Genomic DNA, 14513 nt, shown 5'->3' with positions numbered 1-14513 from the left:
CTTCCTTCCCGTCTCCCCCGCCCCCCAGAACCGGAGGCCGTCGTGCGTCCCTGCCGTGCCGTTCCGCTGCTCGCCGCCGCCCTCACGGCGGCGGCTCTCACCGGGCCGACGCCCGCCACCGCCACGGCGGCCGACGACCGCCCCTGTGCCCGCCGAGAGCACGTACGGGTGCCCGGCGCGGCCTTCCAGCGCAGTGCCTGTCTGGCCGATCTGACCACCACGGGTCTGGCCGGCACCCCGTACACGGACCTGGCCGACCAGGCCGGGCTGACCGCTGCGGCCACCCGTACGCCGTCCGGGGTTCCCGGGGTGCAGATCGACGGCTACTTCCCGGACTCCTCCCGCTTCAACGCCACGCACGGCTGGCGGCACGACGCGCAGTTCGTGATCCGGCTGCCCGACCGCTGGAACGGCGGTCTCGTCGTCACCGGCGCGCCGGGCACCCGCAAGCAGTACGCGACCGACAAGGCGATCTCCGACCAGGTGCTGGCCCGGGGCTTCGCGTACGCCGCGACCGACAAGGGCAACAACGGTGTCGACTTCCACCGCGACGGGCGCCGCCCCGGTGACGCGGTCGCCGAGTGGAACACGCGGACCACGCAGCTCACCCGGGCGGCCCGGCGGGCGGTCGCCCGGCACTACGGGCACGCCCCGCGCCGCACGTACATCACCGGCATCTCCAACGGCGGCTACCTCACCCGCTGGCAGCTGGAGAACCACCCGGAGCTGTACGACGGCGGCGTGGACTGGGAGGGCGCGCTGTGGACCGCCGGCGGCCCGCACCTGCTCACCTTCCTGCCGCCGGCGGTGGCGCGGATGTCCGGCGCGGCACGGGACGAGGACCTGTACGCGGCGGGTTTCGCGCGTGGTTCGGAGTTCCTGTGGCCCTACCACGAGAAGGCGTACTGGGGTCTGACGCAGAAGATCTACCGCGCCGAGTTCGACCCTTCCTACGACCCCGCGTGCCCGGGCCCCTCGGCCGGGACGACCACGGAGCAGATCCTCGCGCCGTGCCCCTCCGACGCGTTCTACGACTACGCCTCCCGTCCCGCCTCCGTCCACCGGGCCGTGGCCCGGGTGGCGCTGACCGGACGCGTCGGCAGGCCGCTGATCACGCTGCACGGCGACCTGGACGCGCTGCTGCCCAAGGCCGCGGACTCCGACGTGTACGCGCGCATGGTCGACGCCAGTGGGCGCGGACCGCTGCACCGCTCCTACACGATCCGGGGCGGCACCCATGCCGACGGTCTGTACGACATGTATCCGGACCGGCTGCGTCCGATCCTGCCCTGCCACCGGTCGGCGTTCGACGCCCTGACCGCGTGGGTGGAGCGAGGGGTGCGGCCGCCCGCGGACCGGACGGTCGGCAGGCCCGCGGACGGCGACGTGGTCGACTCCTGCGCGCTGGACGGCCGGACCGCGTCGGGGCGTTAGCTCCTCAGCGGCCGAGCTCCTTGCGGCCGGCGCGGCGCAGTCTGCGCCGCTGCGAGGGGTCCAGCGCGAGGTAGGCGGCGGCCGGGACTCCCAGGACGATCAGCAACGCGGCCCACCAGGGCAGCCAGATCCACAGAAGGAGCCCGACCGCCACACCCCCTGCGGCGATCTTGGCGTTCTTCGACATGTGTCGCCTCCTTCGCGGCCATTGCCGCTCTCTGTAGTGAAAACGGGCCCGCGTCTTCGGCGGTTCCGGACCGCGACCCTGAGACGACCCTGACGTCCGCCCCCGGAAATCCCCGAGAGCGGGAACGCCCGGGAGCCCGCCGCCGGCTCCGCCCGGACAGGAGACCACCACCCCTGCATGGTGACCCGGATCACGGCACAGTCCAACCCGGCGAGTCCGGCGGTGCGGTAACCTCGGCGACTCCGATCCCACTAGTCAAATTTGAGGAATCCGCCATTCCTGTGCAGACGTCTCCTCCACCCGCCCCGTCCGACATCGCCCGACTGGCCCGGTGCCGTGCGGTGTTCCTACCCGGTGACCCGGCCCGGACGGGCAGGGTCGCCTTCTGGCTCCCGGACGGCACGCCCCCTCCGGCCGTCTCGCCGGCGTCCCTCGCGGACCTGACCGTCGTGGTCCCCGGTGAGGGCGGGGCCGAGGCGGTGAGCGTGCCCGCCGCCGTGCTGCCCGTGCGGGCGGCCCTGCCGGTCCTCACCCGCGCGCGTGCCGGCGGACAGGGCGACCGGGCCGCCGCCTTCTGGGGCGCGGCGGCCGTGCACGCCCTGCACCTCCTGGCGCGCGGACTGCTGCTGCCCGGCCTGTCCCCGGAGGACCACGACGCCTGGCGTGCGGGCCCGCTGCGCGCGCAGGACGCCGAGACGGTGCGCCGCCTCGCCGCCGCGATGCCGCCCGAGGCGCACGCCGTGCCGCTGGACGGCGCCGGACCGCTGCGGCTGCCCGACCCGGAACGGCTGCTGCGCGCCTTCCTGGACGCGGTCGCCGACACGCTGCCCCGCTCCCCCGCCGCGCCCCTGGTGACGGGCGGCCCGGCCTACGCGGCGCCGGAGCCGCTGCGCCTGCCCGAACAGCGGGCCTGGGCCGCCGGCGTCGCCGCGGGCCACGACGCGGGCGTACGGCTGTCGCTGCGGATCGAGGTGCACGGCCTGGCGGACGGCCCGGCGGGCGGGGCGGCCGACGAGTCGGACGTGACGTTCCGGGCCGTGCCGCAGGTGCACAGCATGAGCGACCCGGCGCTCGTCGCGGACGCCGCCGAGGTGTGGGCCGGCGATCCGGACCCGGCCTTCGGGCCCCGCGCGCGGATGGACGCCCTGCTGGCCCTGCGCCGCGCCGCCCGGGCCTGGCCGCCTCTGACGCCCCTGCTGTCGGCGGCCGTGCCGGACGCCGTCGAACTCGCCGACGAGGAGGTCACCGAGCTCCTCTCCGAGGGCACCCGGGCGCTGGCCGGCGCCGGAGTCGACGTGCACTGGCCCAAGGAGCTGACCCGTGACCTCACCACGTGCGCGGAGGTCGGCCCGCCCGACGACGAGCCGGGGCCCGGCGGAACGGCCCCCGCGGACGGCCCGTCGCTCCTGTCCCCCCTGTCCCCGGACACACTGCTCGCGTTCGACTGGTGGTTCGCGCTGGGCGGCCGGCGGCTGACACGGGAGGAGCTGGACCGGCTCGCCGAGGCCAAGCGTCCCGTCGTGCGGCTGCGCGACCAGTGGGTGCTGGTCGACCCTCGGCAGGCGCGCCGGGCGCGCGCCCGGCAGGGCCACCGGGTGACGCCCGTGGACGCGCTGGGCGCCGCGCTGACGGGATCGGTGGAGGTCGACGGTCACCGGGTCGAGGTGCGGCCCACCGGGTGGCTGGCGGCGCTGCGGGACCGGCTGTGCGACCCCGAGGCGCAGGAGCCCGTCGAGCAGCCGCCGGCCCTCGCGGCCACCCTGCGGGACTACCAGCGGCGCGGCCTGGACTGGCTGGCCCGCATGACCTCCCTGGGTCTCGGCTGCTGCCTCGCGGACGACATGGGGCTCGGCAAGACCGTCACGCTCATCGCGCTGCATCTGCACCGGCAGCGGGACCCGTCGTCCGCGGGCCCCACCCTCGTGGTCTGCCCGACGTCCCTGATGGGCAACTGGCAGCGGGAGATCGAGAGGTTCGCGCCCGGTACGCGCGTGCGCCGCTTCCACGGCACGCGACGCGGCCTGGACGGCCTGGCCGACGGGGAGGTCGTGCTCACCACGTACGGCACGATGCGCCTGGACGCGGCCCGGCTCGCGGCGGTCCCGTGGGGCCTGGTCGTCGCGGACGAGGCCCAGCACGTGAAGAACCCGTACTCCTCGACGGCACGGCGGCTGCGCTCCCTCGGCGCACGCGCGCGGGTGGCGCTCACCGGGACCCCGGTGGAGAACAACCTGTCGGAGCTGTGGGCGATCCTCGACTGGACGACCCCCGGGCTGCTGGGCCGGCTCGGCACCTTCCGCCGGCGGTACGCGGAGGCCGTCGAGAGCGGCCGGGACCCGGCCGCCGCGGACCGCCTCGCCCGGCTCGTGGGGCCGTTCCTGCTGCGCCGCCGCAAATCGGACCCGGGGATCGCGCCCGAGCTGCCGCCGAAGACGGAGACCGATCACCCCGTGTCGCTCACCGCGGAGCAGACGGCCCTGTACGAGGCCGTGGTGCGCGAGGCGCTCGCCGAGATCTCCGGTGCCGGCGGCATGGCGCGGCGCGGGCTGATCGTGAGGCTGCTGACCGGGCTGAAGCAGATCTGCAACCATCCGGCGCAGTTCCTCAAGGAGGAGCGGCCGGTGATCGCCGGGCGGTCCGGGAAGCTGGAGCTGCTGGACGAACTGCTCGACACCGTCCTCGCCGAGCGGGCGGGCGTGCTGGTCTTCACGCAGTACGTGGCGATGGCCCGGCTCCTCGAACGGCACCTGGCCGCTCGCGGCGTCCCCTCGCTGTTCCTGCACGGCGGGACGCCGGTCCCCGAGCGGGAGGCGATGGTCGGGCGCTTCCAGGACGGCGAGGTCCCGGTCTTCCTGCTGTCGCTGAAGGCGGCCGGCACCGGGCTGAACCTCACCCGGGCCGAGCACGTCGTGCACTACGACCGCTGGTGGAACCCGGCCGTCGAGGCGCAGGCCACGGACCGCGCGTACCGCATCGGCCAGACGCGGCCCGTGCAGGTGCACCGGATCGTCGCCGAGGGGACCGTCGAGGACCGCATCGCCGAGCTGCTGACCCGCAAGCGGGAGCTGGCCGACGCGGTGCTGGGCGCCGGCGAGGCGGCGCTCACGGAGCTGACGGACGCGGAGCTGGCGGATCTGGTGGAGCTGCGAGGGGGCCTTCGGTGAGCGGCCGCAGCAGTGATGTGGAGCGCACGTTCGCCGCGCTGCCGCCCGCGCGGGGGCGGGGTTTCGCGCGGACGTGGTGGGGCCGGGCCTGGCTGACGTCCCTGGAGGACGCGGCGCTGGACTCCGAGCAGGTGAGGACGGGCCGCCGGCTGGCCCGGGCGGGAGCGGTCGGCGCGGTCACGGTCCGCCCCGGCCGTGTCACCGCGGTCGTCCAGGACCGCGACGGTACGACGCACCGGGCGGACGTCCTGCTGGAGGAGCTGTCGGGTGAACAGTGGGACCGTTTCACCGGCATGGCCGTCGAGCGGGCCGGGCACGTCGCGGCCCTGCTGGACCGGGAGATGCCGCCGCACCTGGTGGAGGACGCGGCGGCCGCCGGTGTCGAGCTGCTGCCGGGCCTGGGCGACCTGGAACCGGAGTGCGACTGCGGCGCCTGGGACCACTGCGGGCACACCGCGGCGCTCTGCTACCAGGTGGCGCGGCTGCTGGACCAGGACCCGTTCGTGCTGCTGCTGATGCGGGGACGCGACGGACGCGCCGTGCTGGACGCCCTGCAGGCACCCGCCGGCGCGTCCGCCGGGAGGTCCGGGGAGCCCGCCCGGGGGGAGGGCGTGGACGCGGCCGAGGCGTACGCGGCCGGCGGCATCCTGCCGCCGCTGCCCGCCCTGCCGGGGCTTCCCGAGGAGCCCGGCGTGCCGCCGTCGCTGGACACCGGGGCGGCGCCCGCCCCCGGCGTCGACCCGGCCGCCCTGGAGTTCCTGGCCGCCCGGACCGCCGCGCACGCCCACCGCCTGCTCGCCGAGGCCCTCCGGGAGGGACACCACCGGCGGCCGCCCGAGGCGGAGCCGACGGTCGCCGAGGACGCGGTGCGGCTGGCCGCGGGCGGGCCGGAGCGGGCGGTGGCGGACCGGCTGGCCGACGGCTCGGGGCGTGGCCGGGAGGGGCTGGCCGTGGCCGTACGCGCCTGGCGCCACGGGGGCGCGGACGCGCTGGCCGTGCTCGACGAGGAGTGGACGGTGCGGGGCGAGGCGCTCGCGCGCGCACGTGCCGCTCTGGAGTCGGCCTGGGACGCCGACGAGCGGCCGGCCCTGCGGGCGCGGGGCAACCGGTGGACCGTCGTCGGCGCGCCGCGCCAACTGCGCCTGGGCCGGGACGGCCGTTGGTGGCCGTACCGCCGGGAACACGGCCGCTGGGTGCCCGCCGGAGACCCCGCGCGGGACCCGGCGACGGCGCTGGCCGCGGCGGAGCGCGGGCCCGAGGGTGAGACCGGCGGCGGTCTCGACGGCCGGTGACGGGGCCGGCGGGGGCGGCGGTGCTCGGCAGCCGGTGACGAGACCGGCGGCGGTGCTCAGCGGGCCACGAGGAGACCAGCGGCGATCTCGACGGCATGACGGAGACGGCGGTCTCGACAGCCCGTGACGGAGCCGACGGGGACGGCGACGGCGCTTGACAGCCGGTGACGAGACCGACGGCGGTGCTCAGCGGGCCACGAGGAGACCGGCGGCGGTGCTCGGCGGGCGATGAGAAGACCGGCGGCGGTCTCGGCGGATCGGCGGCGCGGATCGGGCGGCCGGGGCGGCGGGGGCCGCACGGCCGTACCGGCCGGCGCCGCCCGCCGTGGCCCCGGCGTGCCGGCCGGTACGGCCGTGCGGCGGTCGGTACCGGCCGGGGGCGCGGATCGCGTGAGTGCGGCACGGTCCGCGCGGAAAGCTCTCGGCTTCCGCGCGGATCCCGCCCGGCTTCCGCGCAGTTCTCGGTCCGCGAGACGGAGCACGGCGGGAGACACCGGACGAAGCCCGGGGCGGAGGACGGGATGCGGGATGCGGGACGGGGGACTGGGGACGGGCCGAAGCGACGACGCGCGCGGTGCGGCCCGGTCCCGGAGGAAGCGGGCCGCACGCGCGCGTGACGCTCAGCCCCGCGCCCCCAGCAGGTGGTCCATCGCGAGCTGGTCGAGGTGTTCGAACGCCATGCCGCGCGCGGCGGCGGCCTCGACGTCGAACTCCTCGAAGGCGCTCCGGTCGTCGAGCAGGGCCTGGAGCCCGTCGGCGGCCGTCGGCCGGGCGAGCTCGTCCAGGCGCGCCGCGCGCAGCGCCTCCTGCACCTCCGGGTCGGCGCGGAAGGCCGCCGCCCGCTCCTTGAGGATCAGGTAGTTGCGCATGCAGCCCGCGGCCGAGGCCCACACCCCGTCCAGGTCCTCGGTCCGCGGCGGCTTGAAGTCGAAGTGCCGCGGGCCGTCGTACCCGGCCGACTCCAGCAGGTCGACCAGCCAGAACGCGGCGCGCAGGTCGCCGGCGCCGAACCGCAGGTCCTGGTCGTACTTGATGCCTGACTGGCCGTTGAGGTCGATGTGGAACAGCTTGCCCGCCCACAGCGCCTGCGCGATGCCGTGCGGGAAGTTCAGGCCCGCCATCTGCTCGTGTCCGACCTCGGGGTTCACGCCGTACAGCTCCGGGCGCTCCAGGCGCTCGATGAAGGCCAGCGCGTGGCCCACCGTGGGCAGCAGGATGTCGCCGCGCGGCTCGTTGGGCTTCGGCTCGATCGCGAACCGCAGGTCGTAGCCCTGGTCGGTGACGTACTCGCCGAGCAGGTCGAAGGCCTCCTTCATCCGGTCCAGGGCCGCGCGGACGTCCTTGGCCGCCCCGGACTCGGCGCCCTCCCGGCCGCCCCAGGCCACGTACACCCGGGCGCCGAGTTCGACGGCGAGGTCGATGTTGCGGATGGTCTTGCGCAGGGCGTAGCGGCGCACGTCACGGTCGTTGGCCGTGAACGCGCCGTCCTTGAACACCGGGTGGGTGAACAGGTTGGTGGTGGCCATCGGCACCTTCATGCCGGTGGCGTCCAGCGCCTGCCGGAACCGCTTGACGTGCGCCTCGCGCTCGCTGTCGCCGGCCCCGAAGGGGATCAGGTCGTCGTCGTGGAAGGTGACGCCGTAGGCGCCCAGCTCGGCCAGGCGCTGCACCGTCTCCACCGGGTCCAGGGCACGCCGGGTGGCGTCGCCGAAGGGATCCCGGCCCTGCCAGCCGACGGTCCACAGGCCGAAGGTGAACCTGTCCTCGGGGGTGGGCTGGTAACTCATGCCGCGGCTCCTCGCTCGCTGGGACTATTTCGTCATGGCGATTTACAAATTAGTATGCGAGCGCATCCCTGGGAAGAGACGACATGCCTCGAAACCCCTGGGGACCACATCCCGCCGAGCCGCGGAAGAGGGAGAAACCCGATGTCAGCAGCCGAGGGTCCGTTCGTCGTCGGGGTGGACTCGTCCACCCAGTCCACCAAGGCGCTGGTCGTCGACGCGGCCACCGGCCGGGTCGTCGCGAGCGGCCAGGCCCCGCACGCCGTCTCCTCCGGGGCGGGCCGCGAGAGCGACCCGCGCCAGTGGTGGGAGGCCCTGTGCGAGGCACTGCGCCAGTGCGGCGAGGCGGCGCACGAGGCCGCCGCGGTGGCGGTGGGCGGGCAGCAGCACGGCCTGGTCACGCTGGACGGGCGGGGCGAGCCGGTGCGCCCGGCCCTGCTGTGGAACGACGTGCGCTCGGCGCCGCAGGCCCGCCGGCTGACCGAGGAGCTGGGCGGCGCGAAGTTCTGGGCGGAGCGCACCGGAAGCGTCCCCACGGCCTCCTTCACGGTCACCAAGTGGGCCTGGCTGGCCGAGCACGAGCCGGAGGCGGTCCGCGCCACCAGGGCCGTGCGCCTCCCCCACGACTACCTCACCGAGCGGCTCACCGGGCAGGGCACGACCGACCGCGGCGACGCCTCCGGCACCGGCTGGTGGGCGTCGGGGACGGAGTCGTACGACGAGGAGATCCTGGCCCATGTGGGGCTCGACCCCGCCCTGCTGCCCCGCGTGGTCCGGCCCGGCGAGGTGGCCGGCACCGTGCGCGACGGCCACGACCTGCCGTTCTCCAGGGGCACCCTGGTCGCGCCGGGCACCGGCGACAACGCCGCCGCCGCGCTGGGCCTCGGGCTGCGCCCGGGCATGCCCGTGATGAGCCTCGGCACGTCCGGCACGGTGTACGCGGTCTCCCGGCGGCGGCCCGCCGACCCGACCGGCACGGTGGCGGGCTTCGCCGACGCGCACGGCGACTGGCTGCCGCTGGCCTGCACCCTGAACTGCACCCTCGCCGTCGACCGGGTGGCGGCCCTGCTGGGCCTGGACCGCGAGGCCGTCGAGCCCGGCGGCACCACCACCCTGCTGCCCTACCTGGACGGCGAGCGCACCCCGAACCTCCCCCACGCCTCCGGGCTGCTGCACGGCCTGCGCCACGACACGACCGGCGGCCAGCTGCTGCAGGCCGCCTACGACGGCGCCGTCCACGCCCTGCTCGGCGCCCTCGACCTGGTCCTGGACGAGGACGCCGACCCCTCGGCGCCCCTGCTGCTGATCGGCGGCGGCGCCCGGGGCACGGCCTGGCAGCAGACCGTACGGCGGCTGTCGGGGCGGCCGGTCCAGGTGCCCGAGGCCGGAGAGCTGGTGGCGCTCGGCGCCGCCGCGCAGGCGGCCGGGCTGCTGACCGGGGAGGACCCGGCCGCGGTGGCCCGGCGCTGGAACACGACGGCGGGACCGGTGCTGGAGGCGGTGGAGCGGGACGAGGAGACGCTGGCCAGGATCTCCGGGGTACTCTCCGACGCGGCCCCGCTGCTTCAACGGCGCCCGGCCGGGCGCTGACGGCCCCGCCCACGGGCAGCGGCCCGCGCCACGCACGGCGGGCCCCGCCCGCGGGCGCGGCCGCACGGCCGGGCCGGCTCCCGCGGGCGGCGGCACCGGCCCACGGACACGACCGAGCACGGACTGTGAGGACTGAGGGAGGCATGACCGCACCACCGCACGCGGCCCACCCCGCCGGTCCCGGGCGCGCCACGCCCGACACCCAGCAGGGCATGCGCCGCCGCAACCTCGCCCGGGTGATGCACGCCGTCAGCGCCGAAGGGCCGCTGTCCCGGGCGGCCGTCGCCTCGCGCATCGGGCTGACCCGCGCGGCGGTGTCGACCCTCGTCGACGAGCTGATCCGCTCGGGGCTGCTGGAGGAACTGGGTCCCGAGCGGCCCGGCCGGGTCGGCCGCCCCGGGTCGGCGCTCGCCGTCAGCGGGCGCGGTCCCGCCGGGATCGGCGCGGAGATCGGCGTCGACCACCTCGCGGTCTGCGCGGTCGACCTGCGCGGCCGGGTGCGGTCGCGGGCCGTGCGGCACGCGACCAACCGGGGCCGCCCGCCCGAGCCGGTGGCCGGGGAGCTCACCGGGCTGATACGCCGGGTCGTGGCCGAGGCGGAGGGCGAGGGCCTGTGGCCGGCGGGACTCGCCGTGGCCGTCCCGGGCCTGGTGGCGCGTGACGCCCGGACCGTCGTGCGCGCCCCGAACCTCGACTGGCACGACACGGACCTCGGGGAGCTGCTCGCGGCAGACGTCCCGCTGACCGTGGGCAACGAGGCCAACTTCGGTGCGCTCGCCGAGCTCTGGCTCGGCGAGGACGCCCCGCGCGACTTCCTGCACGTCTCGGCGGAGATCGGCATCGGCGCGGCGGTGGTCGTGGACGGGCGGCTGCTGCGCGGAACCCGCGGCTTCGCGGGCGAGCTGGGGCACGTACCGGTCCGCCCGGACGGACCGGAGTGCGCGTGCGGCGGACGCGGGTGCCTGGAGCAGTACGCCGGCGAGGAGGCGGTGCTGCGCGCGGCCGGCCTGGAGCCCGGCGAGGACCGGGTGGGGCTGCTCGCCGGGCGCGCCGAGGCGGGCGACGAGGCCGTACGCCGCGCCCTGCACGAGGCGGGGGAGGCGCTCGGCATCGCCCTGACCGGGGCGGTCAACCTGCTGGACCCGGAGGGCGTCGTGCTGGGCGGGGCGCTGGCCGGGCTCGCGCCGTGGCTGCTGCCGTCGCTGCGGGCCGAGCTGGCCCGGCGTACGGCGGGACCGGCCTGCCCCGTGACCGTCTCCCGGCTGGGGCCGCAGGGGCCGCTGCTCGGGGCGGCGCACGCGGTGGTGCGGGCGGTGCTGGACGATCCGGCGGCGGTGGCCGGACGGGCCTGAGCCCGGCACGGCGCGCCACGGCCGCGACCGGCCGACGCTGCGACCGTTCATCGCCCGCCCCGGTCATCACCCGGGCCGGTCATCGCCCCGGCCGGCCGACGCCCGGGGCGAGTTCGCGAGCCGCCTCCGGAACGGTTCGCGCGGACCGCGTGTCCGATGCTCCGGACAAAACTCACGTCCCGGTTACAAATCGCTCAACCTCTGGTTGCGAGGCGGTGAGGGAGCGACGATGAACACATGACTTTGGCCCAGCGTGCCTTGGACCGACTGACGGCCTGGCCCGACCTGACGGCGGGACCGGCCAGTTGCGGGGCCGGACGGGCGCTCCGTTCCGGCCGTGCCGAGATAGCCCACTTCCACTCGGGGCGGGACGTGGACCTCCACCTCACCCACCGGGCCGTCCAGCGCCTGCACTACGACCTCGACGACTCCAGCGCGATCCACCTGGTGCCCGGCTCCGGCTGGGTGACGGTCCATCTGGACTGCGACGCCGATGTGGACCTGCTGCTCAGTCTGGTGAGCATCGCCCTCAAGGCCCACCAGACACGGCCCTCCTCCCCGGCGCCCGGCGGGTGCAACTTCCACCGGATCACGGTGCTGGCGCGCAACGCCGCGGCGGAGAGCTGAGCCGCCCTTGCCGGCGCCCGCCACCGGCCGGGACGGCACGCGCCCCGGGACCTGCCGCCGGGCCGCCACCGCCACGGACGCCGGGAACTGCCCGGCGGGACGGTCGAGCCCGGGGAGGGCCCGCGGGGGGTGGTCGTACGGGAACTCGCCGGGGAGACCGGCCTGACGACCCGGCCTGACGACCCGGCCTGACGACCCGGCGAGCGCGTGGGGCGCCGGCGGTGGTTCGCCCCGGACCGGCTGCCCGAGCGGTCCTCCGTGTGCGGCGCCCAGACCCTCGCCGCCCGGCGGCCCGGCCTCCCGACCGGCCCCCCGTCCGCCCGCTTCACCCCGCACGCGACGGGAGCGGGGCCGGCGGCGAACGGGTGACCCGGACCGGTTCCCCCGGCGCCCGGCGGAGTGCGTTTCCCGGCCTGTTCCCGCGCGGCCGGCGCAGCGCCGCCCTCCCCCCTCGGGCCCGGCCGTCTGGTGCGCATCCCCCGAACCCTGGGACAGTTGGCGGGACATCAGGGGGGATTGTGACGCTTCGTCGGCGGCGGTCCGGATCGGGCAGAGCGGTACTGACGGTTCTCGTGGCGTTCGGCACACTGGCCGGTGCGGCCCTGGTGGGGGCGGCGCCGGCCGGCGCCGGACAGGAGGCCGTCACCCTCGCGCCCGGTGTCACGTACGAGGAGTTCGACCTCCCGGCGGCCGCCGGTGTGGCGCACGCCCACGTGCTCACCGTCGACCTGCGCGACCCGCGGGTACGGGTCGGGCTGCTGCACCCGGGGGCGGTGGCTGCGCGGGCGCCCGTCTCGCGGATGGCCGCCGACCGCGGTGCCGTCGCGGGCGTCAACGGCGACTTCTTCCACATCACCGAGACCCAGCACCCGGGCGTCGAGGCGACCGGGGCGAGCGTGGGCCCGGCGATCGCGCGCGGCCGGGCGCTGAAGGCGGCCGTGCCGAACGGCCAGCGCTTCGGTCCCGCGCTGCCGCCCGGCACCACCACCGAGGCCGTCATCGGCGTGGGGGCCGACCGGCGGGCCCGGCTGGACCGCCTGGCCCTCGACGGCTCGGTCCGCACCCCGCGGGGGCGGCTGCCGCTCGAAGGGCTCAACCAGTACGCGCTGCCGGTGGGTTCCGTCGGCGCCTTCACCGCCAACTGGGGCAGTGCCTCCCGGGTGCGCGCCACCTGCGGCACGGACACCGACCGGGCCGCTCCGTGCAGCACGGACACCCACGAGGTGACGGTCCGCGGGGGCCGGGTCGTTTCCACCGCCGACGCACCCGGCGGCGGACCCATCGCCCCGGGGACCACCGTGCTGGTCGGCCGCGAGGAAGGAGCCCGGCGGTTACGGGAATTGGGGCCGGGTGAGCCGGTGGCGGTACGGCACCGGCTGGTCTCCGCCGCGTCCCGCGTCCCGTTCCGTTTCGCCCTCGGCGGCTACCCGGTCCTCGTCGGCGGGCGGCCCCTGCCGGGTCTCGACACCCGGACCTCCGCCGTGCGCACCGCCGCCGGCGTCGCGGACGGCGGTCGGCGCCTGGTGCTGTTCGCACTGGACGGCGCGCCCGCCCACCGCAGCGGCCTGACCGTCGCCGAAGTCGCCGACGCCATGCGCCGGCTGGGCTCGGCCGACGCCTTCAACCTGGACGGCGGCGGGTCGACGACACTCGTCGCCCGCGACCCGGGCACGGCCGCGGTCACCGTGCGCAACCACCCCAGCGGCGGCACCGAGCGGGCCGTGCCGAACGGCATCGGCGTGTTCCCGGTGCCCTGACGTCAGGGTCTCAGGCTGCCGACGATGTCGGCCGTCGCCGTGAGGCCGCTGTGGATGGTCGGCGCGATGCTGCTGCTCGCCAGGTAGAAGCCCAGCAGCAGGCAGACCAGCGCGTGGGAGAACTTCAGTCCTCCGTTGCGCAGGAAGATCACCGCCAGGATCGCCAGCAACAGCACCACAGAGATGGAAATGGCCATCGTCAACCTCCTCCGCCACGCCGCCACGTCCCTTTCACGGCGTTCGGCCGTAAGTGTGGCGTAGCGGAGGGTTCGTCCGTGCGGCTGACCTGTCCGCCGAACGTGTGGTGTCCTACGTCGCCGGACGCGCGTCCAGGAAGGCCTCCAGCCCGGCGAGGTCGTCGGTGTTGAGGTGGTCGACGCCCGCGGCGAGCAGTTCCGACCAGAGCGCGTCGCGGGCGGGCCCGGCCGCGTCCGGGGTGGCCCAGAAGCGCACCCTCTGCCCGCGCGCGTGCGCCGCCTCCACGATGTTCCGCAGCTTCTCCCGCTCGGCGTCCGGGAAGGCCCCCACGCCCCGCCAGGTGAAGTTCAGCGTCCAGTTGTCGCTGATCAGCGGGATCAAGGAGGCCGGCGCCGGGCCGCCGAGGTCGGCGAGCCGGCCGTCGTAGAAGGCGCGCCGGACGCTCTGGGCCGCCAGGGGCGCGCGGGCCGCGCGGTCCCCGGAGACGACGACGGTGACCGGGCCGGACAGGACCCGGCCGTGGACGTACGTGGTGAACAGGTGGCGGTAGCGCCTGAGGCGGCGGTCGAGTTCGAGGTACGTCGAGGCGCCCTCGGTCTTGATGTCGACGAGCAGCTGCAGCGGCCCGCGGTGACCGCGGTACACCCGGCCGCGGTGGGCCTTCACGCGGGCGGCGAGCGGGTCGAGGTAGAGGGATTCGAGGGTGCGCGCCGGGTCGAGGTCCTCCGGGTCGTGGGCGACGAGGAGTTGGCCGCCGACGAGGAAGATGTCGGCCTCGACGCTGCCGAAGCGGTGGCCGAGGGCGTCGAGGAGGGGACGCGGGTGCTCGTAGTCGTTGTGGGCGTGGGCGCGCCACAAGGGCCGCGGGTGATGCGGGTGTTCACCGGCCAGCGCGCGGCCGGCGGGCAGGGCGACCGTGCCCGCGAGGGCGGCGCCGAGGGTGGTGAGGGCTCTGCGACGGGTGGTGAGGGCCATGCGCTGCCTCCCTGGAGTGCGGTGGGGAACCCCAGCGAGTATGGGACGCGCACACCCCGAAAAGACCTGCACATGAGAGGAGTTGGCCGGACTGCCGCCCCGTGTTCACCACCCGGTGGACGGCGCACGCGAAAGCCCGCCCCGGACGGGGCG

General features: G+C 76.2%; 12 protein-coding genes. 8 read left to right on the top strand and 4 right to left on the bottom strand.

The features are described from left to right. The first annotated feature begins 42 nt into the window (after positions 1–42). Positions 43–1434 carry a tannase/feruloyl esterase family alpha/beta hydrolase gene (locus tag AB0L29_RS16610; protein WP_365827676.1) on the top strand — a complete coding sequence of 464 codons (1392 nt, stop codon included), beginning with the start codon at positions 43–45 and terminating at the stop codon, positions 1432–1434. A 4-nt stretch (positions 1435–1438) separates the two neighbouring features. On the opposite strand, the gene AB0L29_RS16605 is transcribed toward AB0L29_RS16610, so the two are convergent. Continuing rightward, complete coding sequence (locus tag AB0L29_RS16605) at positions 1439–1621, bottom strand: hypothetical protein (protein ID WP_365827674.1); 183 nt, start codon at positions 1619–1621, stop codon at positions 1439–1441. A gap of 281 nt (positions 1622–1902) precedes the next feature. Between AB0L29_RS16605 and AB0L29_RS16600 the strand changes: the two genes are divergently transcribed. Continuing rightward, complete coding sequence (locus AB0L29_RS16600; protein ID WP_365827672.1) at positions 1903–4785, top strand: SNF2-related protein; 2883 nt, start codon at positions 1903–1905, stop codon at positions 4783–4785. Continuing rightward, on the top strand, positions 4782–6077 hold the full coding sequence (locus tag AB0L29_RS16595) for an SWF or SNF family helicase (RefSeq protein ID WP_365827670.1): 1296 nt from the start codon (positions 4782–4784) through the stop codon (positions 6075–6077). Before AB0L29_RS16600 ends, AB0L29_RS16595 begins: the two co-directional genes overlap by 4 nt. 620 nt (positions 6078–6697) lie before the next feature. On the opposite strand, the gene xylA is transcribed toward AB0L29_RS16595, so the two are convergent. Then, complete coding sequence (gene xylA / locus AB0L29_RS16590) at positions 6698–7864, bottom strand: xylose isomerase (RefSeq protein WP_365827668.1); 1167 nt, start codon at positions 7862–7864, stop codon at positions 6698–6700. A 141-nt stretch (positions 7865–8005) separates the two neighbouring features. On the opposite strand from xylA, the gene xylB reads away from it, so the two are divergent. The 5 genes from xylB to AB0L29_RS16565 all read left to right on the top strand — a co-directional run bounded on the left by xylB (position 8006) and on the right by AB0L29_RS16565 (position 13187). Continuing rightward, positions 8006–9451 (top strand): xylulokinase, encoded by a 1446-nt coding sequence (xylB, locus tag AB0L29_RS16585; protein ID WP_365827666.1) that lies wholly within the window; start codon positions 8006–8008, stop codon positions 9449–9451. 143 nt (positions 9452–9594) lie between these two features. Then, positions 9595–10803 (top strand): ROK family transcriptional regulator, encoded by a 1209-nt coding sequence (locus AB0L29_RS16580; protein WP_365827664.1) that lies wholly within the window; start codon positions 9595–9597, stop codon positions 10801–10803. A 237-nt stretch (positions 10804–11040) separates the two neighbouring features. Beyond that, a complete protein-coding gene (locus AB0L29_RS16575) occupies positions 11041–11430 on the top strand; it encodes a luciferase family protein (RefSeq protein ID WP_365827662.1) in 390 nt (129 codons plus the stop codon). Between the two features lie 51 nt (positions 11431–11481). Beyond that, on the top strand, positions 11482–11622 hold the full coding sequence (locus AB0L29_RS16570) for an NUDIX domain-containing protein (RefSeq protein ID WP_365827749.1): 141 nt from the start codon (positions 11482–11484) through the stop codon (positions 11620–11622). A 380-nt stretch (positions 11623–12002) separates the two neighbouring features. Beyond that, the gene (locus tag AB0L29_RS16565; protein WP_365827660.1) at positions 12003–13187 is read left to right on the top strand and encodes a phosphodiester glycosidase family protein; all 1185 of its coding nucleotides are present in this window, start codon (positions 12003–12005) and stop codon (positions 13185–13187) included. Between the two features lie 2 nt (positions 13188–13189). Here the strand turns inward: AB0L29_RS16565 and AB0L29_RS16560 are convergent, their stop codons facing one another. Both AB0L29_RS16560 and AB0L29_RS16555 read right to left on the bottom strand, forming a co-directional pair. Next, positions 13190–13384 carry a hypothetical protein gene (locus AB0L29_RS16560; RefSeq protein WP_365827658.1) on the bottom strand — a complete coding sequence of 65 codons (195 nt, stop codon included), beginning with the start codon at positions 13382–13384 and terminating at the stop codon, positions 13190–13192. Between the two features lie 112 nt (positions 13385–13496). Further along, positions 13497–14360 (bottom strand): phosphatidylinositol-specific phospholipase C/glycerophosphodiester phosphodiesterase family protein, encoded by an 864-nt coding sequence (locus AB0L29_RS16555; protein WP_365827656.1) that lies wholly within the window; start codon positions 14358–14360, stop codon positions 13497–13499. Positions 14361–14513: the final 153 nt, after the last annotated feature.

Origin of the sequence: Streptomyces sp. NPDC052701, assembly GCF_040678355.1 — a bacterium.
In the GTDB taxonomy this organism is placed as follows: domain Bacteria; phylum Actinomycetota; class Actinomycetes; order Streptomycetales; family Streptomycetaceae; genus Streptomyces.
The sequence above is the reverse complement of the archived record's forward strand: the minus strand, read 5'-3'. Positions and strand labels throughout refer to the sequence as shown.